The following is a 21,985-nucleotide window of genomic DNA, read 5'->3' on the forward strand; positions in this document are numbered from 1 at the left end:
GATCCCATGGCGGCCCATAAGGCATGCCTGAACATCGACGAGTTGCGCCAGCGCGCCCGCCGCTTCCTGCCGCGCGGCCTGTTCGAATACATCGACCGCGGCACCGAGGATGAAGCGGCCCTGCGCCGGCTGCGCGACAGCTTCGAGCAGGCCGAACTGACGCCGCGGGTGCTGGTCGATTGCGGCGAGCGCCACAGCGGCGTGACGTTGTTCGGCCGCGAGCGCGCCCTGCCCTTCGTCATCGCGCCCACCGCCGCCGCCGGTCTGGTCCGTTACGACGGGGAGGTGCTGCTGGCGCGGGCGGCCCGCGCGGCCGGCATCCCCTTCTGCGTCTCCACCCAGTCGATCACCAGCATTGAGGCCATCGCCGAGGCCGGGGCGGAGCTGTGGTTCCAGCTTTATGTCTGGCGCGACCGCAGCCTGACCCATGCCCTGCTGGACCGGGTCGCCGCCTGCGGCGTGGACACGCTGATCCTGACGGTGGACACCGCTGTTTCGCCGAAACGCGAGTATAACCGACACAACGGCTTCACCGTGCCGGTCACGCCGTCCCTGCGCGGCGCCCTGGACGTGGCGCGCCACCCGGCCTGGGCGGGCGGCGTGCTGCTGCGCCTGCTGGCCGATGGCGGCTGGCCGGGATACGCCCATTACCCGCCGCAGTTCCGCACCCGCATCACCGACGCCACGGCCCACGATCCGATCCGGCTGTGCGACCGGGTCAGCTGGGACGATGTGGCGGAGCTGCGCCGCCGCTGGCCGGGGCGGATCATCCTCAAGGGCCTGCTGGCGCCGGGAGATGCGCTGCGCGCGGCCGAGTCCGGGGTCGAGGCGGTCGTGGTGTCGAACCATGGCGGGCGCAACCTCGATTGCGCGCCTTCGCCGCTTGCGGTTCTTCCGCGGATCATGGACGCGGTCGGCGACCGGATGACGGTGCTGGCCGACAGCGGCGTGCGGCGCGGCAGCGACGCCGCGAAACTGCTGGCGGCCGGCGCCGCGGCAGTGCTGCTCGGCCGGGCGCCCCTGTTCGGGCTGGCGGCCGGCGGACAGGCGGGGGCGCAACACGCGCTGGCGATCCTGCAAGACGAACTCGACCGCACCATGGCCCTGCTGGGCTGCCGGACGGTCGCGGAGTTGCGGACAGTTTCCTCTCCCCGGGGGGAGAGGGAGATCTTCCCGGAGCTATGATACTGTGGCGCTTCGGCCAGAAGCCTCCAACGTCATGAGGAAAGATCGCACAATGTCGAACATCGCCCCGAACACCGCCACCAACCCGAAGACGGCGATGGTCACCGGCGCCACGTCGGGATTCGGCGATGCCATCGCCCGGCGGCTGGTGGCGGAAGGCTGGCGGATCGTCGCCACCGGCCGGCGGCAGGACCGGCTGGACGCCCTGGTCGAGGCGCTGGGCGGACCGGCGGTCGTGCATCCGCTGTGCTTCGACATCCGGGACGAGGCGGCGACGCGCACCGCCCTGGAATCCCTGCCGGCGGAGTTCGCCGACATCTCCGTCCTAGTCAACAATGCCGGGCTAGCGCTGGGCACCGGGGCCGCGCAGGACTGCGACCTGGAGCAGTGGCGCACGATGATCGACACCAACGTCACCGGGCTGGTCACCATCACCCGGCTGCTGCTGGACCGGTTGATCGCGCAGCGCGGGCTGATCGTCAACCTCGCCTCCGTCGCCTCCAGCTGGCCCTATCCCGGCGGCAACGTCTATGGCGGCACCAAGGCCTTCGTGAAGCAGTTCTCGCTCGGCCTGCGCTGCGACCTGTCGGCGCAGGGCGTGCGCGTCACCTCCATCGAGCCGGGCCTGTCGGAGAGCGAATTCACCCTGGTGCGCACCGGCGGCGACAAGGCGGCCTATGATGCGCTCTATGCCGGCGCCAACCCGCTGCAGCCGGAGGACATCGCCGAGACGGTGCGCTGGGTGGTGTCGCTGCCGCCCCACGTCAACATCAACAGCGTGGAGATCATGCCGGTCAGCCAGTCCTGGTCGCCGTTCAAGATCCACCGCGAAACGCCGGCCTGACACGCCCCCCACCTGTTCGCCGATTGAGACGAGCGCCGCCGGACTTCGGACCGGCGGCGCTCGTTTTTCGAGTTCCACTGGTTCCGCCCACGGCATTTGCGGAAAAAATCCAACGAAGCCAGACATCTGTTGCGCCCAGCAAGAATCGGTGCTTATAGTGCGAACGATTCGCATTATCGATGCGAGTAACACGCATTCGCTAATTTAGCACCGTCGTCCGACCGGCCTGGGGGGAACCGCGCCGGCCGCCGATGTCGTGCGGAAGGCATCGTTTGGCAGGGGAGCCGACAGCATGAAACGAGTTCGCGGCAAGGCCGCCGTCCGCCACACCGCCCATCCGTGTGGCGACCGTTCAGCCGCGCCTGATACCCGCAAATCCGGCCTGCGTCCCGCCGCCGTCGCGGCCGGGCTGGCCGCTGCGGTCCTGGCGGGCGGTGCGTTCCTCGCGCCCGCGGCCCATGCCCAGGCGACGGCGGCCACCGTCAACGCCGACATTCCCGCCGGCCCGCTGGGCGAGGCGCTGAGCCGCTTCGCCGCGCAGGCGGGCGTCACGGTCCAGGCGGACCCTGCGGCGATCCGGGGCAAGAGCTCGCCCGGCCTGAAGGGCGCAACCACGGTGGAAGACGGCTTCCGCCGGCTGCTGGCGGGCAGCGGCTATGGGATCGCCCGCGCGGGATCGGGTTATGCCCTGGTCGCGCAGAGTGCGGCTGCCCCGGCGACCAACCAAGCCGCCACCCCGACGGCATCCCCTGACAGCACGACCCTGCCGGCCCTGCAGGTGACCGCCAACGGGATGATGCCCGGCGGATTGGCGCAGCCCTATGCCGGCGGGCAGGTGGCGCGGGGCGGATCGGTCGGCCTGCTGGGCAGCCGCGACGTCATGGACACGCCCTTCAGCACGGTCAACTACACGTCGGAGCTGATCGAGAACCAGCAGGCGCGCACCGCGGCCGACACGCTGATCAACGACGCTTCCGTTCGGCTCACCACCGGCAGCAACGGCTTCGACGACACCTTCCAGATCCGCGGCTATGCGGTGGGAGCCGGCGATGTCGGCTTCAACGGCATGTTCGGGCTGGTGTCGTCCAACCGCGTGCCGGCACAGATCATCGAGCGGATCGAGCTGCTGAAGGGTCCCGGCGCCCTGGTCAACGGCATCGCCCCCAACGGCAGTACCGGCGGCGGCATCAACATCCTGGCCAAGCGCGCCGGCGACGAGCCGCTCACCCGCGTCACCACCACCTACACCAGCGACGCCAATCTCGCCGCGCATCTGGATGTCGGCCGCCGCTTCGGCGAGAACAAGGAATGGGGCGTCCGCTTCAACGGCCTGATGCGCAACGGCGAGGCGTCGGTCGACGGCGGCAACCTGCGTTCCGGCCTGGGCGCCCTGGCGGTCGATTACCGCGGCGAGCGGCTGCGCTGGTCGATGGATGCCATCACCCAGCGCGACGACACCGACAATTTCCGTCCGCAGATCAGCATCCTTCCCACCACCACCGCCATCCCCTCCCCGCCCGACGCGCGCAGCAACTGGTTCCCCGGCACGACCCTGGTGCAGAAGGACGTCACCGTCGCCTCGAACATCGAGGTGGACGTGACCGACAGCCTGACCGCCTATGCCGGCATCGGTTACCGCAAGGGCGAGAACGACCAGACCTTCCCGGGCACGACCACCGCGGTGAACGCGCTGGGCAACTTCACGGTCCGCAACGCCTATTACGATTCCTATTCCCGCACGGTCAGCGGCACCGCGGGCGTCCGCTGGCGCTTCGAGACCGGCCCGGTCCATCACTCGCTGAATGTCGGCTACAGCGGCTTCAAGCGCGACGAGGGCAACGCCTACATCCAGTCGGCCGGCTCCGCCCTGTCCAACATCTACAACCCGGTGCCGCTGCCGGCCGTCACCGCTGCGCGCACCTCGGCGCGCAAGTCGGCGGAAACCACGCTGACCAGCTTCGCCGTGGCCGACACCCTGTCGGTGCTGGACGACCGGGTGATGCTGACGCTGGGCGCCCGCCGGCAGAAGGTGCATGTCGACAGCTTCAGCACCGCGACCGGCCTGCAGACCGGCACCTACGATGCCAGCGCGACCTCCCCGCTGGCCGGCCTGGTGGTCAAGCCGCTGTCCAATGTCTCGCTCTACGCCAACTATGCCGAGGGCCTGACGCGCGGCACGGTGGTCGGCGCCGGCTATGCCAACACCGGTGCGGTGCTGGCCCCCTTCAAGTCCAAGCAGTACGAGGCCGGGGTCAAGGTCGATTGGGGTTCGATCACCACCACGGCGGCGGTGTTCCAGCTGACCCGGCCGAACTCGATCCGCAATGCCGCCAACGAGCTTGCCTATGACGGCGAGCAGCGCAACCGCGGCCTGGAGCTGTCTGCCTATGGCGAGATCCTGCCCGGCCTGCGCGGCATGGCCAGCGCCTCCTTCATGGATCCGCAGCTGACGCGCACCGCCAACGCCGCGGTGCAGGGCAACGACGCCGCCGGCGTGCCGGACAAGACGTTCTCGGCCGGGCTGGATTGGGAAACCCCGTGGGTCCAGGGCCTCGCCCTCAACGGGCGGGTGATCTACACCTCCGGCTCCTACCTGACCGACGCCAACACCCTGCGCTTCGACGGCTGGACCCGCTTCGACATCGGCGCGCGCTATGCCACCACCATCGTCGGCACGCCGGTCACCTTCCGCGCCAATGTCGAGAACCTGTTCGACAAGGACTACTGGCTGACCACCGGCACCTACGTGACCGTCGGGGCGCCGCGCACGGTGCTGCTGTCCGCCTCCGCCGATTTCTGACCTCCCTCTCCCCGATCTAGTTGGATTAGCCATGAACAGACTGTCCATCGCCATCGTCGCCCTGCTGGGGCTCGCGGTGCCCGCCAACGCCCACCAGATCTGGATCGAACAGCCCGAGGGCCAGAACGCGGTGATCCGCTTCGGCGAGTTCGGCGAGAACCTGCGCGAGGCGTCGCCCGGCCTGCTCGACAAGTTCGTCAAGCCGGCCGGCACGCTGGTCTCCGCCAAGGGGGAACGGGCGTCGGAAGCGGCCAAGACCGCCACCGGCTTCACCCTGCCCTTCAAGGCCGGCGAGGGCGAGAGCATCGTCGCCGACGACCCGCTCTATCCGCTCTATCCCGGCAAGGAGAACGGGAAGGAGACCGCCAACTGGTACCACCCGTCAGCGCGCCTGATCACCGGCTTCAAGGAACAGAAGCCGAAGCTGGCCCTGGACCTGGTGCCCGCCGGCCAGCCCGGCAGCTTCAAGCTGTTCTTCAAGGACCAGCCCAAGGCGAAGACCAAGGTGTCGCTGGTGACCCAGTCCGGCTGGGCCAAGGAGGCCTATACCGACGAGCAGGGGCTCGTCAGCTTCGACCTGCCGTGGAAGGGCACCTATGTGGCGGAGGTCAGCCTCACCGACCCCACCCCCGGCGAGCGTCCGGGCGCCAGCGGCACTGAGCGCTATGACGCCGTGAGCTACGCCACCACGGTGACCTACGTCCATGGCGACGGTCTGGCGCCGCTTCCCGCCGGTCCGGCGGCAGCGCCGCACCAATGACCCCGCTGATCGACCGCGTCCGCCGCGCGGCGCCGGTCGCCTCGCGCATCGTCGCCGCATTGTTCGGCGGCTATGCGCTGGCGGCGCTCGGCAGCGTGGCGGCGCTGGCCCTGCCGATGAGCAAGCCGCAGGCCGTGCTCACCGGCATGCTGGCGAGCTTCGCCATCTATGCGGGCGCGGTGGTCTGGGTCTTTGCGGCGCGCAATGCGCTGCGGGCCTGGGCCGGCCTGCTGGCGGCGGCGGTGCCGCTGGCAGCGGCGGCGTGGTCGGTCTGGTGAGGGGGAGTAGGGCCGTGAAGACGGACAACGTAATGCGGGACAAGGCACGGCGTCCCGCCGGCCGCGGCATCCGCCAGAGCATGTCGGACCTGCACATCTGGGCCGGCCTGCTGATGGGCTGGATCCTGTACGCCATGTTCCTGACCGGGACGGTGTCCTACTTCAAGGACGAGCTGTCGCAATGGATGCGGCCGGAACTGGCGCATCAGGCGGAACTGCCCGACCCGGCCCTGGTGGCCCAGCGCATCGCCGACGAACTGGTCGCCAGCGTGCCCGGCAGCCCGCAATGGAGCATGCGCCTGCCGGACGCGCGCACCAACAGCGTCTACGCCTTCTGGCGCACGGCGCCGGGCGGAGCGGGAGCGGAGGGGGGCCGGCGCGCCTTCGGGGAGGCGAATTTCGATCCCGCCACCGGGGGCAAGGTCACCGCGCGCGACACGCTGGGCGGCGACTTCTTCTACCGCTTCCATTTCCAGTTCCACTACATGCCGGCGCTTTGGGGGCGCTGGATCGCCGGGGCGGCGGCCATGTTCATGCTGGTCGCCATCGTCAGCGGCGTCATCACCCACAAGAAGATCTTCGTCGATTTCTTCACCTTCCGCGGCGGCAAGGGACAGCGGTCGTGGCTCGACGCGCACAATGCGCTGTCGGTGTTCGGCCTGCCCTTCCACTTCATGATCACCTACACCGGGCTGGTCACGCTGATGGCGCTCTACATGCCCTGGGGCGAGCAGATGGCGATCAGGACGCAGGCCGAGCGCCAGCAGATGACCGCGGAGCTGAACGCCTTCATCCAGCCGGGCAAGCCCAGCGGGCAGGCGGTGCCGCTCGCCTCCGTCGCGGAGATGGTGCGCCATGCACAGGAGCGCTGGGGCCATGACAATGTCGGCCGCGTCACCGCCACCAATCCCGGCGATTCCACCGCCCGCGTGGCGGTGGCGCGCGGCGAGTCCGGCCGCGTCTCCATGAGCCCGCAATACATGCTGTTCGAGGGCACGACCGGCAGGCTGCTGGAAACCCACGAGAGCGTCGGCGCGGCAGCGGAGACGCGCGGCGTGCTCTATGCCCTGCATCTGGGACGGTTCAGCGACGGCGTGACACGCTGGCTCTATTTCCTCGTCAGCCTGATGGGCACGGCGATGGTCGGCACCGGGCTGGTGATGTGGACGGTGAAGCGCCGGCAGAAGCTGGCCGATCCCGAACGGCCCCACATCGGCTTCCGCATCGTGGAGCGGCTGAACATCGCCAGCATCGCCGGGCTGTCGGTCGCCATGACGGCCTATCTGTGGGGCAACCGCCTGCTGCCGGCGGGCATGGCGGAGCGCGCGGCCTGGGAGATCCACCTGTTCTTCGCGATCTGGGCGCTGACGCTGGTCCATGCCGTGCTGCGTCCGGCCAAGGCGGCCTGGATCGAGCAATTGTGGGCGGCGGCGGCGCTGCTGGCGCTGCTGCCGGTGCTGAACGCCGTCACGACCGACCGGCCGCTGTGGCACAGCCTGGGTCAGGGCGATTGGGTGTTCATCGGCACGGATCTGATGTGCTGGGCGCTGGCCGCACTCCACGTGGTGCTGGCGCTGCGCACCGCCCGCCACCGGCCGAAACTGCGCGCCGCCCCCGCGAAGGAACGGGGTGGCGTCATCGGCGGCGCAGTTGAGGAGGGACGATGATGATGCACCTGCTGTCTTTCGCGCTGTGCCTTGCCGGCTTCGGGTCGCTGGCCCTGGCGATGGAGCGCCAGCAACACGACCTGTTCGGACGCCGGCTGGAACCCGCCGTGACGCGCGCCTTGCGCGTCCCGGGAACCAGCACCCTGCTGCTGGCACTGGGGGTGCTGGTGAACTGGCAGGGCTGGGGGCTCGGCCTCGTCATGCTCAGCGGCCACACCAGCCTCGCCGCGGGCGTCGTGTTCTGCACGATCATCCGTTTGACGAATGCCGGTGCTCCGCCGCGGGCGGCTCAGTCGCGGCCCTTGCCGACCAGCAGCCGTTCCAGCCCATAGACGCGGTCGAGCACCAGCATGGCGGCGACCGTCAGGAAGATCAGCACCGCCGACACCGCGGCGACCAGCGGGTCGATGTTGTCCTGGATGTAGAGGAACAGGCGCACCGGCAAGGTCGTCGTCTCCGGCGAGGCGATGAAGACGGTCATCGTCACCTCGTCGAAGCTGTTGATGAAGGCCAGCACCCAGCCGCTGGCGACACCCGGCAGGATCAGCGGCAGCGTCACCCGGCGGAAGCAGGTCCAGGAGGAGGCGCCGAGCGAGGATGCCGCGTTCTCCACCGCCCGGTCCATGCCGGTGGACGCCGCCAGGATCAGGCGCAGCGCGAAGGGCAGGATGATGATGACGTGGCTCAGCACCAGCCCGACGAAGGTGCCGCCCAGCCCGATCATGGTGAAGAAGCGCAGGAAGGCGATGCCGAGCACGATGTGCGGCACCATCAGCGGCGACAGGAACAGCGCCTGGATCGCCTCGCGCCCGAAGAACTGGTAGCGCGCGATGGCGAGTGCGGCCGGAACCGCCACCAGGATCGCCAGGGTCGACGACACCGCCCCCAGCAGCAGGCTGTCCTTGAAGGCGCGGATGAATTCCGGATTGTCGCCGATGGCGCGGAACCAGCGCAGCGACAGCCCCTCGGTCGGCAGCGACAGGTAGCCCTGCGAGGTGAAGGCGACGGCGCAGACGATCAGGATCGGCGCCAGCAGGAAGCCCAGGAACAGGACGTGGAAGATCAGCGCGATCGGGCCGTTGCGGTTCATTCGAACACCTGTTTGTAGCGACGTTCGACCAGCCGGTTGCAGCCGACGATGATGACGACGTTGGCGATCAGCAGCAGCACCGCCACCGTGGCGCCCAACGGCCAGTTCAGCGTGTTCAGGAACTCGTCATAGGCGAGAGTCGCCGCCACCTTCAGCCGCCGCCCGCCGATGATCGCCGGGGTGGCAAAGGCACTGGCCGCCAGCGCGAAGACGATGATGGAGCCCGACAGGATGCCCGGCACGATCTGCGGCAGCACCACCCGGCGCATCACCGTCAGCGGCCCGGCGCCCAGCGACAGCGCCGCATTCTCCACCTGCGGGTCGAGCCGCTGGAGAGAGGCCCAGACCGACAGCACCATGAAGGGCACCAGCACATGGGTCAGCGCGATGATGACACCGGTTTCCGTGTACATGAACTCGATCGGCGTCGCGATCAGCCCCAGCGCCATCAGCCCCTGGTTGACCAGCCCGGTGGAGCCGAACAGCAGCGCCCAGCCCAGCGTGCGCGACACCACCGAGATCAGCAGCGGTCCCAGCACGATCAGCAGGCAAAGCCCGCGCCAGGGCGATTTCATGCGGCGCAGGATGTAGGCCTCCGGCGCGCCGAACACCGCGCAGAGGATCGTCACCACCGCGGCGATGCGGAAGGTGCGCAGGAAGACCTCGTGGAAATAGCTGTCGGCGATGATGTCGGCATAGTTGCCGAGCTGCCAGACATTCTCGATGCCGCCGTAGAAGCTGAAGCTGTTCAGCGACAGCAGGAAGGTCATCACCAGCGGCACCAGCAGCAGCACCGCGAACAGGGCAAGGCCGGGGGCGCTCAGCAGATAGGGCGCCCAGGGCCAGCGGCGCCGACGGCGCGGCGGAGGTGCGTGGGCGCCCTGGGGAGTGGCCGGGTTCGCAGCGGACGCCTGGACTTGGGAATCGATGGAGGCCGCCATGCTCATGCCGCCTCCCGGGCGGACAGGTCCGCCTCCGGATCGGCCGGCATCACCGCCATGTCCTGCGGACGCCATCCGATCATCACCCGCTCGCGCTCCGCCGGCAGGGGGGAGCCGTCATGCTGGCGGATCACCATCACGCGGCCGGCGGCGGTCTCGATCTCGAACAGCCACTGCGTGCCCTGGAAGACGCGGGCCAGCACGGTGCCGCTCAAGCCCCCGGCATCGACGAAGCCGATCTTCTCCGGCCGGACGGCCAGCGCGCCCGGTCCCACGGGCACCGGCTGCGACACCGGCCAGACCGAATCCGCCACGGTGATGACGGTGCTTCCCGCCGAACCGCCGCCGACCATGCCCGGCAACAGGTTGGTGCGGCCGAGGAAGTTGGCGACGAAGGCGTTGGCCGGGCGGTCGTAGGCCTCCTGCGGGGAGGCGACCTGCTGGACGCGCCCCTTGTTCATCACCACGACACGGTCGGACAGGGCCATCGCCTCCGACTGGTCGTGGGTGACGAGGATCATGGTGGTGCCGACGGTGCGCTGGATGCGGCGCAGCTCGATCTGCATCTCCTCGCGCATCTTGGCGTCGAGATTGGACAGCGGCTCGTCGAGAAGCAGGAGGCTCGGCTTGATCACCAGCGCGCGGGCGAGCGCCACGCGCTGCTGCTGGCCGCCGGACATGCGGCGGGGGTGGCGGTCGCCGTACTGCTCCAGCCCGACCAGCTTCAGCGCCTCGGCCACCATGCGGTCACGGTCGGCGCGGTTGATCTTGCGCATCTCCAGTCCGAAAGCGACGTTTTCCGCGGCGGTCATGTGCGGGAACAGGGCATAGCTCTGGAAGACGATGCCCAGCCCGCGCTCGTTCGGCTTCTTCGCCAGCAGGTCCTGGCCGTCCAGCATCACCCGCCCACCGTCGGCGTCGAGGAAGCCGGCGATCATCTGCAGGGTGGTGGTCTTGCCGCAGCCCGACGGCCCCAGCAGCGAAATCAACTCGCCCTTCTCGACGGTCAGCGAGACGCGGTCGACCGCCGTCCAGTTGGCGAAGCGCTTGGTCAGTTGGTCGAGTACCAGATAAGTCATGCCGTCGTCTCCCTCTCCCTTCGCCCCTGAAGCATCCACACCATAGCGCTTGCGAATGGCTGCAATCGTCGTGGGCGTGATGGCCCTTCTCCCCCTGCGGGGCGGGATCGGCCAAACGCCAACGGCGTTTTGCCGACCCGCGGGTTGGGATGAGGGGTGGAGCCGGCCGAAGGCCGGTGAAACCGTGAGTTTGCGCCCCCTCACCCCAACCCTTCTCCCGCAGGGGGAGAAGGGCGCTGCTTCTCACATCCTCAGCGCTCGATCTCGCGGGTCCAGCGCTTGTTCCACTGCTCGCGGTTCTTGTTGATGGTGTCCCAGTCCACCACCAGCAGCTTGCCGACCTGTTCCGGGCCATAGGGGATGCCGGCCTGCTTGTCGGCGGGCAGTTCCACCGTCTTGTTCACCGGGCCGAAGCCGGCGCTGACGGCCAGCGCGGTCTGCGCCTCGACGCCCAGCATGTGCTGGATGAACTTCTGCGCCTCGGCCGCATTCTTGCTGCCGGCGACTTGACAGGCGGCGGAGCCGAGAACGATGCCGCCTTCCTTCGGATAGACGAAGGTGGCGGGGAAGCCGGTGTCGGCCAGCGCCTTGGCCCGGCCCGAACCCCAGACGGCGATGACGGCCTGGTTGCTCTGGAACAGCTCGGTCATCTTGCCCGGCGACGGCTCGTAGGCGAGCACGTTCGGGTTGATCTTGTCCTTGAATTCCTTGAAGCCCGGCTCGATGTTGGTCTCGCCGCCGCCGTTCAGGCGGGCCATCATCACCAGCGCGTGCAGGCCGTAGCTGTTGTTGATCGGCGGAACGACCAGCTTCTTCTTGTAGCGCGGGTCCTCGATGTCCTTCCACGAGGTCGGAGCCGGGATCTTGTTCTCGTCGAAATAGGCCTTGTTGTAGAGGATGCCGGTGCCGACGGCGCCGAAGTTGATCGCCTTGCCCGACGGCATCTTCGCCAGGTCGTAGAGCTGGTCGTAGACCGGCGCCTTCTCCAGGTCGGCGCAGAAGTTCAGCGCCACCGCCTGATACATCGGGCCGTCGTCGAGGATGACGACGTCGATCTGCTGGTTGCCCTTCTGGGCCTGCAGCTTGGCGAGGTTGTCGGTGGAGTTGCCGGCGACATACTCGACCTTCACGCCCATCGCCTTCTCGAAGGCCGGGATGATGTCCTTGCGCATGGTCTGCTCGAAGGACCCGCCATAGGCGGCGACAAAGAGCGTCTTGTCCTGGGCCGCCGTTTGGGCCTGGGCCGTCTGGACCGCGGCCATGCCGCACCACAGGGCCGCCGTCGCCATCAACCCGCACATCACGGAGCGCATCGTCATTCTCCTCTTGAGCCTTGGTCCCTGTTTACGGTCGCTGTCCGCTGTTCTCGGGGGTTCATCCGGGCCTGATCTTCGGACCGCATCGCGACACGGACCCGGATCGCCGTTTTACCGTTCCTCACCTTGCCGCCGCCGTTGTCTGCGGGCTGTTTTTCGGAAAGGTCGCGGTCAGGACGCGGACCAAGGGTGCTGGTGTGGTCACATAACCGTCAAATCGAATAACCGCCATCATTCATCCGGTAATGTTATAATTCCGTGTTCCGAACCAGTTGAGGGCCGGCTTCGGTACCGCCGCCCGATCCGAGGAAGCCGTCACGGAAGCGGGTCGCCTCCTCCATGAAGCCGGCAAGGAAATCCTCCGCGATCATCGACAGCGGCACCTGGGCGGATCTCAGGATGGCGATGTCGAAGCCGATGCTCGGTTCGAACGGGCGGACGACCAGCCCGTGCGGGACATAATCCTGGGCGGTGAAGGGATCGACGATCGACACGCCGTAACCGGCCGCCACCATGGCGCAGGCGTTCATCGTCAGCTGGGTTTCCACCCGCATCGCCCGCGACACGTCATGGTCGGCGAACACGGTGTCGATGCGGGAGCGCAGCAAGGCCGGCGGGCTGGTGGAGATGAAACTCTCCCCCTCGAAGTCCTTCGGCGTCAGGACGTCCTTGTCGGCCAAGGGATGGCCGGGCGGCAGGATGGCGACGGCGGGAATCCCGTGAATCTTCTCGGTCAGCACCGCCGCATGATCGATGGGGGTGTGTGCGAACCCAAGCTCGCACTGGCCCGTCGCCACCCAGTCCAGGATGATGGGCGAGGTGCTGCCGCGCAGCGCGATGTCCACCCGCGGCCGTTCGCTGAGGAAGCGCGCGACGTAGCGCGGCAGGAAGCCGACGCCCAGCGCCGGCATCGCCGCCACCCGCAACGCCCCGCTGCGCCGCGCGGTCAAGTCGCGCGCAGTCTGCTCGATCAGTTCCAGCCCGACGAAGGCACGGTCGACCACCTGATACAGCGAGATGGCCTCGCTGGTGGGAGCGATGCGGGGACCGCGCCGTTCGAACAGAGTCAGCTTCAGCGCATATTGCAGGTCGCTGATCAGGCGGCTGACCGCGGGCTGCGAGATGTTCAGCAGCTCCGCCGCCGCTGTGATGCCGCCGGTCAGCATCACGGCGCGGAAGGCTTCGATCTGGCGCGGATTGATCATGGCGCCCGGCCCGCTCCCGTGGCGGGTACATAACATTCGGTCATGAAACACCCCTTCAATCTGATTTGACAGTTATAAGTTGGCTGCCGATGCTGTCGCAAGGATCAAGGAGCGGCCATGCGTCGCCGGGAAGCATCCCGCGGCGCTCAGCCCGTGAAAACCCTGCAGTTCGCAAGCCATCCATGCGCAAAGCCGGCACGGTCCGGGCTTTGCGGAAGATTACGCGATGCATCGCGAAGTATTCGGCACCGCATGCGGGAGCCGGACCGGCAGATGCGCGCATCACGATAACGGCGGCGGCCGGTGCGCACGGTGTCGGCGCCGGCGGGAGTGGAGACGATGACGCAGCCCAGTCGGGGCGGAGAGTACGACGTCGCCGTGATCGGTGGCGGGCTGGTCGGATCGGCGCTGGCCTGGGGCCTCGCGCGGTCGGGGCAGAAGGTCGCGATGCTGGACGAGGGCGACATCGCCGTCCGTCCGTCGCGTGGCAACTTCGCCCTGGTCTGGGTGCAGGGCAAGGGCCTGGGCATGGCGGAATATGCCGGCTGGACCAAGCAGTCCTCCGACGACTGGAGCGGTTTCGCCGACCTGCTGCGCGAGCAGACCGGGCTGGACGTCGCCTACCGGCGCCCCGGCGGCTTCATGCCGATGCTGTCGGAAGAGGAGCTGCAGGCCCGCGCCAACACCATGATGCGGCTGCACAACCAGCCCGACATGATCCCGTACCCCTACGAGGTGATGGACCGCGAGACGCTGCGCAAGGAGCTGCCCTTCATCGGGCCGGACGTGGTCGGCGGCACCTATTGCCCGCTGGACGGCCACTGCAACTCGCTGCGGCTGCTGCGCACCCTGCACAAGGGCATCGGCATGCTGGGCGTCGATTACCGGCCCAACCACCGGGTCGAGCGGATCGAGCATCGCGACGGCGGCTTCCGCATGAGCACCGCCGGGGGTGAAGTCCGCGCCGGCAAGATCGTGCTGGCCGCCGGTCATGACAGTGCGCGGCTGGCACCGATGGTCGGGCTGTCGGCCCCCGTCCGCCCGCAGCGCGGCCATGTCATCGTCACCGAAAAGACCGCGCCCTTCCTGCATCATCCCACCGTCTATGTCCGCCAGACCGACGAGGGTGGGGTGATGATCGGCGACAGCTTCGAGGAGACCGGCTTCGACACCACGCTGCAGCCGGGCGTGTCGTCGGCGATCGCCCAGCGCGCCATCCGCTTCTTCCCGCTGCTGGGCAAGCTGAACGTGGTGCGGAGCTGGGCGGCGCTGCGCGTGCTGACACCGGACGGCTTCCCGATCTACGAGGAGTCGAAGACGGCCCCCGGCGCCTTCGTCGCCACCTGCCACAGCGGCGTGACCCTTGCCGCCAACCATGCGCTGACGCTGGCGCCGCTGATCGCGGCCGGCGGCCTCGGCGACCGTTTTGCGCCCTTCAGCGCCCGGAGGTTCCATGTTCCGCAGGCTGCCTGAGATCGAGACCGCGGCTGAGAAGGTTTCCTTCACCATCGACGGCCGTCCGGCCAGCGCGCGGGCCGGCGACAGCGTCGCCGCCGCCCTGCTGGCCAACGGCGTCACCGCCTGCCGCAACACGCCGGTCAGCGGTGCGGCGCGCGGTCCCTACTGCATGATGGGCGTCTGCTTCGACTGCCTCGTCACCATCGACGGGACCGGGAACCGCCAGGGCTGTCAGGTGCGCGTGGCGCCGGGCATGGCGGTGGAAACCCAGAACGGCAAGCGCGAGGTGGAGCGATGAGCGCATTTGACTTCGACATCGCGGTCGTCGGCGCCGGTCCGGCCGGCCTCGCAGCCGCGGCACTCGCAGCGTCCAAGGGCGCGTCGGTCGTCCTGCTCGACGAGCAGGCGGAGCCCGGCGGCCAGATCTACCGCGCCGTCACCGAAACGCCGGTGCGCGACCGCAAGGTGCTCGGCCCCGACTATTGGCATGGCGCCGAACTGCTGGGTCCGCTGCGCGACAGCGGCGCCGCCCACTGGCCGGGCAGCACGGTGTGGAGCGTCGCCCGCCCGCGCGAGGATGGACCGGACGGGCAGCGCCGCATCCAGATCGGCCTGTCGCGCAACGGCGCGGCGTCGCTGCTGACCGTGCGTTACGTCATCCTGGCGACCGGTGCGCTTGAGCGGCCCTTCCCGATCCCCGGATGGACCCTGCCCGGCGTTCTGGGTGCCGGTGCGGCGCAGGTTCTGCTGAAGACCTCCGGCCTCGTGCCGTCGGGCGCCACGGTGATGGCGGGCAGCGGCCCGCTGCTGTGGCTGCTCGCCTGGCAGTATCTGCAGGCCGGCGCGCGGGTCGACGCCATCCTAGACACCACGCCGAAGGAGAACTGGCGCGCCGCCCTGCCGCTGCTGCCGGGCTTCCTGCGCTCGCCCTATCTCGGCAAGGGCATGAAGCTGATGCTGGAGGTGCGGCGCAAGCTGACCGTCATCGGCAATGTCACGGCTCTGCGCGCCGAGGGTGGCCTTGCCGGTGAAGGCGTGCTGAAGAGCGTCGTCTACACCCGCAACGGCACCGAACACCGGCTGCCCGCCGACACGCTCCTGCTGCATCACGGCGTTATCCCCAACCTGAACCTTGCCAACGCCACCGGCTGCGCCCAGCGCTGGGACGAGCAACAGCGCTGCTGGCGCCCGACCACCGACGAGTGGGGCGCGACCTCGGTCGAAGGCGTGTCGCTGGCCGGCGACGGCGCCGGCATCGGCGGCGCCCGCGCGGCGGAAGAAGCGGGCCGTCTGACCGCGCTCGACGCGCTGCACCGGCTGGGCCGCATCGGACGGGAGCAGCGCGACCAGTCCGCCGCCCCCTTCCGCGCCGCGCTGGACCGCGCGTTGACCGGCCGCGCCTTCCTCGACACGCTCTACACCCCGGCGGAAGCCTTCCGCGTGCCGGCCGACGACACCATCGTCTGCCGCTGCGAGGAGATCACCGCCGGTGCGGTGCGCGAGGCGGTGCGGTTGGGCTGTTCCGGCCCCAATCAGGCCAAGAGCTTCCTGCGCTGCGGCATGGGTCCGTGCCAGGGCCGGCTCTGCGGCCCGACGGTGACCGAGGTCATCGCGGCAGAGCGCGGCGTCTCCCCGGCGGAGGTCGGCTATTACCGCCTGCGCCCGCCGGTGAAGCCGATCACGCTGGCCGAGTTGGCCGCCCTGCCGAAGACCGACGCCGACATCGACGCCGTCTTCAAGCACTGAGGCGGAGCTGTGCAATGACCGCCACCGCCTCCCCCCGTCCGGACGTCATCGTCATCGGCGGCGGCCTGCACGGCTGCTCCGCCGCGCTGCACCTGTCGATGCGCGGCGTGCGCGTGCTGGTCTTGGAGAAGGACCATGTCGCCCGCCACGCCTCCGGCGTCAATGCGGGCGGCGTGCGCCAGCTCGGCCGCCATGTCGCGGAGGTGCCGCTGTCCGTCGCCTCGATGGCGCTGTGGCACGGCATCCGGGATCTGGTGGACGACGATTGCGGCTTCGAAAGCCACGGCCAGATCAAGGTGGCGGAGACCGAGGCGGAGCTTGAGACGGCGCGCGCCCGCGTCGCCGAACTCAACGCGCTGGGCTTCACCCACGAGGAGGTGGTCGGACAGGAGGAACTGCGGTCGCTGGTGCCGGCCATCGCCGATCATTGCGTCGGCGCCCTGGTGTCGCGCGGTGACGGCGCCGCCATCCCTTTCCGCACCACCTTCGCCTTCCGCCGCAAGGCCATCGCGCTGGGCGCCCGATTCCAGGAGGGCGGGGCGGTGACCCGGCTGGCCCGCCAGGGGGGCCTGTGGACGGTCGAGACCGCCGACGGCAACCGCTTCGAGGCGCCGATCGTGGTCAACGCCGCCGGCGCCTGGGCCGATCGGATCGCCGCGCAGGTGGGGGAGCCGGTGCCGTTGGAGGTCATCGCGCCCATGCTGATGATCACCGCCCGCGTCGCCCCATTCATCAAGCCGGTGGTCGGCGCCACCGGCCGCACCCTGTCCTTCAAGCAGTTCCCCAACGGCACCGTGCTGATCGGCGGCGGCCTGCTGGGCCGGGCGGTGCGCGACGAGAACCGGACGGAGCTGGACTTCTCGCAGGTCTCGGTGAACGCCCGCACGGTGTGGGACCTGTTCCCGTCCATGCGCGGCGCCACCATCGTCCGTTCCTGGGCGGGGATCGAGGCGCGGATGCCGGACCAGATCCCGGTGATCGGCCCCAGCGGCACCGAACCGGACCTCTACCATTCCTTCGGCTTCTCGGCGCACGGCTTCCAGCTCGGCCCCATTGTCGGGCGCATCACCGCCGATCTCATCACGGCCGGGTCCACCGACCTGCCCATCGCCCCCTTCCGCATCGGCCGCTTCGCCGCCTGACCCTTGGAGCATCATCCCGTGACGATCCAGCGCTTCCACCCGACCCCGCGCCTCTGCGACATGGTGATCCACAAGGACACCGTCTATCTCGCCGGCCAGATCGTCGATGACGGCTCTACCACGGTGGAGGCGCAGACCCGCGACGTGCTGCGCCAGATCGACGCCCTGCTGGCCGAAGCCGGCACGTCCAAGAGCGGCATCCTGACCGCCACGGTCTATCTCGCCGACATCGCCACCTTCCCGGAGATGAACGCCGCCTGGGACGCCTGGGTCGACAAGGCCAACCCGCCGGCCCGCGCGACGGTGGAGGCCAAGCTGGCCGACCCGTCGATCCTGGTCGAGATCGTCGTCGTCGCGGCGCGCTGATCCCTTTCCACCTGTCGGAGCCTGCCATGAAGCGCCTCACCTCGGGCGTTGCCGCCCTTTTGTTGCTTGCGTCCGGCGGCATCGCCGCGGCGCAGGAGATCCGCATCGCGACCGAGGGCGCCTACCCGCCCTTCAACTTCACCCAGCCCGACGGCAAGGTGGCGGGGCTGGAGGTCGACCTCGCCAACGCGCTGTGCGAGCGGATGAAGCGGCCCTGCACCGTCGTGGCGCAGGAATGGGACGGCATCATTCCGGGGCTGCTGGCGAAGAAGTACGACGCCATCATGGCGACGATGAACATCACGCCGGAACGGGCGAAGGCGATCGGCTTCTCCACCCCCTACATGGTGGTGCCGGCCTATTTCGTGGCGCCGGCCAAGTCCGCCATCGACGGTTCGCCCGCCAGCCTGCGCGGAAAGACCATCGGCGCCCAGGTCTCCACCACCCATTCCCGCTATGTCGAGAAGCATCTCGGCAGCGAGGCGACGCTGAAGACCTACGACACCGCGTCCAACCTGCTGGCCGACCTGAAGGCCGGGCGCATCGACGCCGCCATCACCACCGGCGCCACCGCGTCGGACTGGGTCAAGGGCGACGGCGGCAAGTCGGTCAAACTGGTCGGCCAGCCGGTGATCGACGCCGAGGTTTTCGGCCCCGGCATCGGCGTCGGCCTGCGCAAGGAGGACGAGAGCCTGAAGCAGTCCTTCGACGAGGCGATCCGCGCGGTCGTGCAGGACGGCACGCTGGCGCGCATAGCCGCCCGCTACGTCGATTTCTCCATCACCCCCTGAGTTCTTTTCAAGCCAAGGAGCAGTTTCCAGTGATCAAGCGCATCGAGAAGACCAAGATCATGCACCGCGTCGTCGTCAACAACGGCACGGCCTATCTCGGCGGCATCATCGCCGACGACGTCAACGTCGGCATGGGCGGCCAGGTCACGCAGATCTGCGGCAAGCTCGACCAGGTTCTGGCGATGGCCGGCAGCGACAAGACCAAGCTGCTGTCCGCCCAGCTGTTCATCACCGACATGAGCCTGAAGAACGAGATGAACGACGCCTGGCTGTCCTGGCTGGACGGCAACGACCTTCCCGCCCGCGCCACCATCGGCGTCGCCGACCTCGGCGCGCCGGAGATCAAGATCGAAGTGGTGGTCACCGCCGCCGTCTGATCCTCCGCTTTCCGAGCGGATATGTGACGCCCCGTGCCCGACGCGCGGGGCGTCACTGTTTGGGTGTTGGGCGCAGCAGCGCGATCAGCAGCAGCCCGCCGACGATGAACCAGCCGATCACGATGAAGCCGTCGATGTACGCCAGCACATAGGCCTGCTTGCGCACCGCCGACGACAGCAGCGAGAGGGCACGGTGCGTCGCCTCCTCGTTTCCGGCGGAACGCGCGGCGATGCCGGCGGCGGTGCCCGCCACACGGCGGACGGTGTCGGGATCCCCCGCCACCACGTCGGAGACGAGGCGGAAGCTGTGGAACTGCTCGCGCATGCGGACGAAGGTCTGCATGAAGGCCGCGCCCAGTTCGCCGCCGAGCAGGCGCGACGTCTGCAGCAGCGCGCCCAGCGCCAGGATGTAAGCCGGATTCAGATTCTTGATGTTGAAATAGATCAGCGAGGTCATGGCAAAGGATTGGCCGAAGGCCTGCAGCATCTGCGACGGCAGGAAATCGGCGCCGATCCAGTCGGCAGTCAGGTGCGAGGCCAGCCAGCAGGCGAGGCCGACTGCGGCGAAGCCGGCCGCCATCACCACGCGCGGATCGGCGTGGCGCAGCAACGTGCCGACCAGCGGCGCCAGCAGGAATTGCGGCAGCGCGATCAGCAGCAGCGTGTCCCCCACCTCCAGCGCCCGGTAATTGTTCACCGTGATCAGGAATTGCGGGACGAGGAAGGCGGTCGACAGCATCACCAGCCGCAGCAGCACCAGCAGCAGGCACAGAAGCGGGATGTTGCCGCGGAACAGCGCGCTGAAGGTGATCCAGGGCTTGGGACAGGTCAGCTCCTGCACGATGAAGGCGACGACCAGCAGTCCGCCGCCCAGGAACAGCCCGGTGATCAGGCCGGAATTGAACCAGTCCAGCCGGTTGCCCTGGTCCAGCCCGGCATAGAGCAGGGCGAAGCCGAGGCTGGCATAGGCGATGCCCCACCAGTCGCCGTCCTTCAGCAGGTCGCGGCGCACCGGTTCGGCCGGCATGCCGAAATGGACGCAGAGCGCCATCAGCGGCGCCAGCAACGCCGTGTCCCAGAACAGCCAGCGCCAGTCGAGGTTCTCGATCACCCAGCCTTCGATGGAGGCGGAGAAGTTCAGCGACAGTTCCACGTTCATCGCGTAGACGGCGATGCCGTAGACCAGATAGCGCGGCGGCAGGTTGCGGACGATGAAGCCGATGGTCAGCGGGATGAAGGTGCCCGACGACAGGCCGGCCAGCACCTGGAAGGTCAGCACTCCGGTCAGCGTGCCGGTCAGCGGCAGGGCCAGCGTCGCCAGCCCGTAGGTGACGGAGGAGACCAGCAGAACCCGCCGCGGTCCGAACACCACCCCCAGGAACGCGGCGGCCGGCGCCACCAGCATCTGCGCCACCGTGTAGGCTGTGGGGATCCACGACCCTTCGTCGAAGCCGGCGCCGATGGCTCCACGGATGTCGGCAAGCCCGAAGGCGGTGACGCGCGCGGTCAGGGTGGAGATCAGCGCGCCCAGCAACACGCCCAGCAGCCCGATGACGGGATGGTGGGTGATGGCCGGCGCCGCCTCCCGCCGCAGGAACGGCAGCGGAAAGCGGCCCGGCGGCCGTGCTCCGGCGAGGTCGGCGCTCATTTCGCGGGATCCCCTTCGGCGCTGCCTTCCGTGTCGCCCTCGGTATCGATGGTCACCACCACCGACATGCCCGGCCGCAGCCGGTTGCGCAGCGGGTTGGGATCGTCCAGCACGATCTTCACCGGGATGCGCTGGACGATCTTGGTGAAGTTGCCGGTGGCGTTGTCGGGCGGCAACAGGGCGAACTGGCTGCCGCTGGCCGGGGATTCGCCGGCCACCCGGCCGGTCAGCGGCGTGTCGGGGAAGCTGTCGACCCGCACCGTCGCCGTTTGGCCGGGCCGGATGCGGGTCATCTGGGTTTCCTTGTAGTTGGCGATCACCCAGACCGATGGCAGCGGCACCAGGGTGATGATCTGGCTGCCCTGCGCGACATACTGGCCGGGACGGACCTGCCGCTGGCCGACCATGCCGTCGGCCGGCGCGCGGATCGTCGTGCGGTCCAGCGTGATGCGGGCGAGATCGAGGTCGGCCTGCCGCTGCAGCCGGGTGGCCTGGGCCTGACGGACCTGCACGTCGATGCCGTCGAGCGCCGCCTTCTGCTGGTCGACCAGTGCTTGGCCCGCCTCGAGTGCCGCCTGGGCGCGGCGGGATGTCGCCTGGGCCTGCTGCAGCGCCTGCAGCGTACCGGCCAGCCCCTGTTCGGTCAGGGAATGCTGGCGCGATTCCTCCAGCCGCGCCCGCCATGCATCGGCCTCCAGCCCATGGACGTTGGCCTCGGCCTGATCGACCAGGGCGCGCTGGGTCCGCTTCTGGATGTCGAACTGGGCGATGGCGGCGTCGGCGGCGGCCAGCGCCGCCTCCGCCTGCTCCACCCGTGCGCGGTAATCGTCGTCGACGATGACCGCCACCGGATCGCCGATCCGCACCCGCTGGAAGTCGCCCACCGGCATCTCGCGGACGATGCCCGACACCTGGGCCGACAGCGGCGTGATGTCGGACTGGAGGTAGGCGTCGTTGGTGGACTGGCTGACCGCCGATCCGACCCAGCGGTCCCAGCGCGTGGCGAAGACCACCACCAGCAGAACGGCCAGCCCCAGTACCGACAGCCGCACCACCCACGGGCTCCAGGCCACCGGCGGCGGTGCGGCCGGTGGTGGAGGCGGGGGTGGGGACGGCTGCTGGTCCGATCCCCGGGTCGGCGTGGCGGCATCGGTCATCCGGGACGCTCCATGGAAGGTTCCTTCCGAGCGACCCTACGCGATGATCCGTGAAATGACCTGCTGAACCATGGTGTAGCCCCGCTTGGGCCAGCAGCGACGAAGGAAGCGCGCCGGCCGTTCGCCTGCCTCTGG

The 21,985-nt window shown here is 69.0% G+C and carries 21 protein-coding genes; 14 read left to right on the forward strand and 7 right to left on the reverse strand.

What is annotated here, in order from left to right:
- The first annotated feature begins 6 nt into the window (after positions 1–6).
- From ACWPKK_RS21360 to ACWPKK_RS21390, 7 genes are all read left to right on the forward strand, one after another.
- Positions 7–1,185 carry an alpha-hydroxy acid oxidase gene (locus ACWPKK_RS21360; RefSeq protein ID WP_452008065.1) on the forward strand — a complete coding sequence of 393 codons (1,179 nt, stop codon included), beginning with the start codon at positions 7–9 and terminating at the stop codon, positions 1,183–1,185.
- 52 nt (positions 1,186–1,237) lie between these two features.
- The gene (locus ACWPKK_RS21365) at positions 1,238–2,029 is read left to right on the forward strand and encodes an SDR family NAD(P)-dependent oxidoreductase (protein ID WP_452008068.1); all 792 of its coding nucleotides are present in this window, start codon (positions 1,238–1,240) and stop codon (positions 2,027–2,029) included.
- A 292-nt stretch (positions 2,030–2,321) separates the two neighbouring features.
- Positions 2,322–4,829: a TonB-dependent siderophore receptor gene (locus ACWPKK_RS21370; RefSeq protein WP_452008071.1), complete on the forward strand. Its 2,508-nt coding sequence runs from the start codon at positions 2,322–2,324 to the stop codon at positions 4,827–4,829.
- 31 nt (positions 4,830–4,860) lie between these two features.
- Positions 4,861–5,589 (forward strand): cobalt ABC transporter substrate-binding protein, encoded by a 729-nt coding sequence (locus ACWPKK_RS21375; RefSeq protein ID WP_452008074.1) that lies wholly within the window; start codon positions 4,861–4,863, stop codon positions 5,587–5,589.
- Positions 5,586–5,867: a DUF3649 domain-containing protein gene (locus ACWPKK_RS21380; RefSeq protein ID WP_452008076.1), complete on the forward strand. Its 282-nt coding sequence runs from the start codon at positions 5,586–5,588 to the stop codon at positions 5,865–5,867. The genes ACWPKK_RS21375 and ACWPKK_RS21380 overlap by 4 nt, the downstream gene beginning before the upstream one ends.
- A 32-nt stretch (positions 5,868–5,899) precedes the next feature.
- Entirely contained in the window at positions 5,900–7,534 is a 1,635-nt protein-coding gene (locus tag ACWPKK_RS21385) for a PepSY-associated TM helix domain-containing protein (protein WP_452008260.1), read from the forward strand.
- Positions 7,531–7,866 carry a DUF3325 domain-containing protein gene (locus ACWPKK_RS21390; RefSeq protein ID WP_452008079.1) on the forward strand — a complete coding sequence of 112 codons (336 nt, stop codon included), beginning with the start codon at positions 7,531–7,533 and terminating at the stop codon, positions 7,864–7,866. The genes ACWPKK_RS21385 and ACWPKK_RS21390 overlap by 4 nt, the downstream gene beginning before the upstream one ends.
- On the opposite strand, the gene ACWPKK_RS21395 is transcribed toward ACWPKK_RS21390, so the two are convergent.
- From ACWPKK_RS21395 to ACWPKK_RS21415, 5 genes are all read right to left on the reverse strand, one after another.
- Positions 7,824–8,624, reverse strand: coding sequence for an ABC transporter permease (locus ACWPKK_RS21395; RefSeq protein ID WP_452008082.1), 801 nt, complete (start codon positions 8,622–8,624; stop codon positions 7,824–7,826). The genes ACWPKK_RS21390 and ACWPKK_RS21395 overlap by 43 nt on opposite strands.
- On the reverse strand, positions 8,621–9,571 hold the full coding sequence (locus ACWPKK_RS21400; RefSeq protein ID WP_452008085.1) for an ABC transporter permease: 951 nt from the start codon (positions 9,569–9,571) through the stop codon (positions 8,621–8,623). Before ACWPKK_RS21400 ends, ACWPKK_RS21395 begins: the two co-directional genes overlap by 4 nt.
- Positions 9,568–10,644 (reverse strand): ABC transporter ATP-binding protein, encoded by a 1,077-nt coding sequence (locus tag ACWPKK_RS21405; protein ID WP_452008088.1) that lies wholly within the window; start codon positions 10,642–10,644, stop codon positions 9,568–9,570. Before ACWPKK_RS21405 ends, ACWPKK_RS21400 begins: the two co-directional genes overlap by 4 nt.
- A 251-nt stretch (positions 10,645–10,895) precedes the next feature.
- Positions 10,896–11,957 carry an ABC transporter substrate-binding protein gene (locus tag ACWPKK_RS21410; RefSeq protein WP_324869361.1) on the reverse strand — a complete coding sequence of 354 codons (1,062 nt, stop codon included), beginning with the start codon at positions 11,955–11,957 and terminating at the stop codon, positions 10,896–10,898.
- A 251-nt stretch (positions 11,958–12,208) separates the two neighbouring features.
- Positions 12,209–13,165, reverse strand: coding sequence for a LysR substrate-binding domain-containing protein (locus tag ACWPKK_RS21415; RefSeq protein ID WP_452008091.1), 957 nt, complete (start codon positions 13,163–13,165; stop codon positions 12,209–12,211).
- Positions 13,166–13,504: 339 nt separating this feature from the next.
- Here ACWPKK_RS21415 and ACWPKK_RS21420 point away from each other — a divergent pair, with 339 nt between their 5' ends.
- From ACWPKK_RS21420 to ACWPKK_RS21450, 7 genes are read left to right on the forward strand one after another with little or no spacing between them, the layout of a single operon-like run.
- Complete coding sequence (locus ACWPKK_RS21420) at positions 13,505–14,638, forward strand: NAD(P)/FAD-dependent oxidoreductase (RefSeq protein ID WP_452008094.1); 1,134 nt, start codon at positions 13,505–13,507, stop codon at positions 14,636–14,638.
- Positions 14,619–14,921 (forward strand): (2Fe-2S)-binding protein, encoded by a 303-nt coding sequence (locus ACWPKK_RS21425; protein WP_452008097.1) that lies wholly within the window; start codon positions 14,619–14,621, stop codon positions 14,919–14,921. The genes ACWPKK_RS21420 and ACWPKK_RS21425 overlap by 20 nt, the downstream gene beginning before the upstream one ends.
- Positions 14,918–16,369, forward strand: coding sequence for an FAD-dependent oxidoreductase (locus tag ACWPKK_RS21430; RefSeq protein WP_452008100.1), 1,452 nt, complete (start codon positions 14,918–14,920; stop codon positions 16,367–16,369). Before ACWPKK_RS21425 ends, ACWPKK_RS21430 begins: the two co-directional genes overlap by 4 nt.
- A 14-nt stretch (positions 16,370–16,383) precedes the next feature.
- Complete coding sequence (locus tag ACWPKK_RS21435; protein ID WP_452008103.1) at positions 16,384–17,511, forward strand: NAD(P)/FAD-dependent oxidoreductase; 1,128 nt, start codon at positions 16,384–16,386, stop codon at positions 17,509–17,511.
- 18 nt (positions 17,512–17,529) lie between these two features.
- A complete protein-coding gene (locus ACWPKK_RS21440) occupies positions 17,530–17,877 on the forward strand; it encodes a RidA family protein (protein ID WP_324869355.1) in 348 nt (115 codons plus the stop codon).
- A gap of 26 nt (positions 17,878–17,903) precedes the next feature.
- Positions 17,904–18,668, forward strand: coding sequence for a transporter substrate-binding domain-containing protein (locus ACWPKK_RS21445; protein WP_452008106.1), 765 nt, complete (start codon positions 17,904–17,906; stop codon positions 18,666–18,668).
- A gap of 29 nt (positions 18,669–18,697) precedes the next feature.
- A complete protein-coding gene (locus ACWPKK_RS21450) occupies positions 18,698–19,045 on the forward strand; it encodes a RidA family protein (protein WP_452008109.1) in 348 nt (115 codons plus the stop codon).
- 52 nt (positions 19,046–19,097) lie between these two features.
- Here ACWPKK_RS21450 and ACWPKK_RS21455 read toward each other — a convergent pair whose 3' ends face one another.
- Complete coding sequence (locus ACWPKK_RS21455; RefSeq protein ID WP_452008112.1) at positions 19,098–20,693, reverse strand: MFS transporter; 1,596 nt, start codon at positions 20,691–20,693, stop codon at positions 19,098–19,100.
- The gene (locus ACWPKK_RS21460) at positions 20,690–21,850 is read right to left on the reverse strand and encodes an HlyD family secretion protein (RefSeq protein ID WP_452008115.1); all 1,161 of its coding nucleotides are present in this window, start codon (positions 21,848–21,850) and stop codon (positions 20,690–20,692) included. The genes ACWPKK_RS21455 and ACWPKK_RS21460 overlap by 4 nt, the downstream gene beginning before the upstream one ends.
- Positions 21,851–21,985 lie beyond the last annotated feature (135 nt).

This window comes from Azospirillum largimobile (genome assembly GCF_977007025.2).

Coding starts and splice junctions, on each gene's coding strand:
- ACWPKK_RS21360 (WP_452008065.1), top strand. CDS start 7: ATGGCGGCCCATAAGGCATGCCTGAACATCGACGAGTTGCGCCAGCGC.
- ACWPKK_RS21365 (WP_452008068.1), top strand. CDS start 1,238: ATGTCGAACATCGCCCCGAACACCGCCACCAACCCGAAGACGGCGATG.
- ACWPKK_RS21370 (WP_452008071.1), top strand. CDS start 2,322: ATGAAACGAGTTCGCGGCAAGGCCGCCGTCCGCCACACCGCCCATCCG.
- ACWPKK_RS21375 (WP_452008074.1), top strand. CDS start 4,861: ATGAACAGACTGTCCATCGCCATCGTCGCCCTGCTGGGGCTCGCGGTG.
- ACWPKK_RS21380 (WP_452008076.1), top strand. CDS start 5,586: ATGACCCCGCTGATCGACCGCGTCCGCCGCGCGGCGCCGGTCGCCTCG.
- ACWPKK_RS21385 (WP_452008260.1), top strand. CDS start 5,900: ATGCGGGACAAGGCACGGCGTCCCGCCGGCCGCGGCATCCGCCAGAGC.
- ACWPKK_RS21390 (WP_452008079.1), top strand. CDS start 7,531: ATGATGATGCACCTGCTGTCTTTCGCGCTGTGCCTTGCCGGCTTCGGG.
- ACWPKK_RS21395 (WP_452008082.1), bottom strand. CDS start 8,624: ATGAACCGCAACGGCCCGATCGCGCTGATCTTCCACGTCCTGTTCCTG.
- ACWPKK_RS21400 (WP_452008085.1), bottom strand. CDS start 9,571: ATGAGCATGGCGGCCTCCATCGATTCCCAAGTCCAGGCGTCCGCTGCG.
- ACWPKK_RS21405 (WP_452008088.1), bottom strand. CDS start 10,644: ATGACTTATCTGGTACTCGACCAACTGACCAAGCGCTTCGCCAACTGG.
- ACWPKK_RS21410 (WP_324869361.1), bottom strand. CDS start 11,957: ATGCGCTCCGTGATGTGCGGGTTGATGGCGACGGCGGCCCTGTGGTGC.
- ACWPKK_RS21415 (WP_452008091.1), bottom strand. CDS start 13,165: ATGATCAATCCGCGCCAGATCGAAGCCTTCCGCGCCGTGATGCTGACC.
- ACWPKK_RS21420 (WP_452008094.1), top strand. CDS start 13,505: ATGACGCAGCCCAGTCGGGGCGGAGAGTACGACGTCGCCGTGATCGGT.
- ACWPKK_RS21425 (WP_452008097.1), top strand. CDS start 14,619: ATGTTCCGCAGGCTGCCTGAGATCGAGACCGCGGCTGAGAAGGTTTCC.
- ACWPKK_RS21430 (WP_452008100.1), top strand. CDS start 14,918: ATGAGCGCATTTGACTTCGACATCGCGGTCGTCGGCGCCGGTCCGGCC.
- ACWPKK_RS21435 (WP_452008103.1), top strand. CDS start 16,384: ATGACCGCCACCGCCTCCCCCCGTCCGGACGTCATCGTCATCGGCGGC.
- ACWPKK_RS21445 (WP_452008106.1), top strand. CDS start 17,904: ATGAAGCGCCTCACCTCGGGCGTTGCCGCCCTTTTGTTGCTTGCGTCC.
- ACWPKK_RS21455 (WP_452008112.1), bottom strand. CDS start 20,693: ATGAGCGCCGACCTCGCCGGAGCACGGCCGCCGGGCCGCTTTCCGCTG.
- ACWPKK_RS21460 (WP_452008115.1), bottom strand. CDS start 21,850: ATGACCGATGCCGCCACGCCGACCCGGGGATCGGACCAGCAGCCGTCC.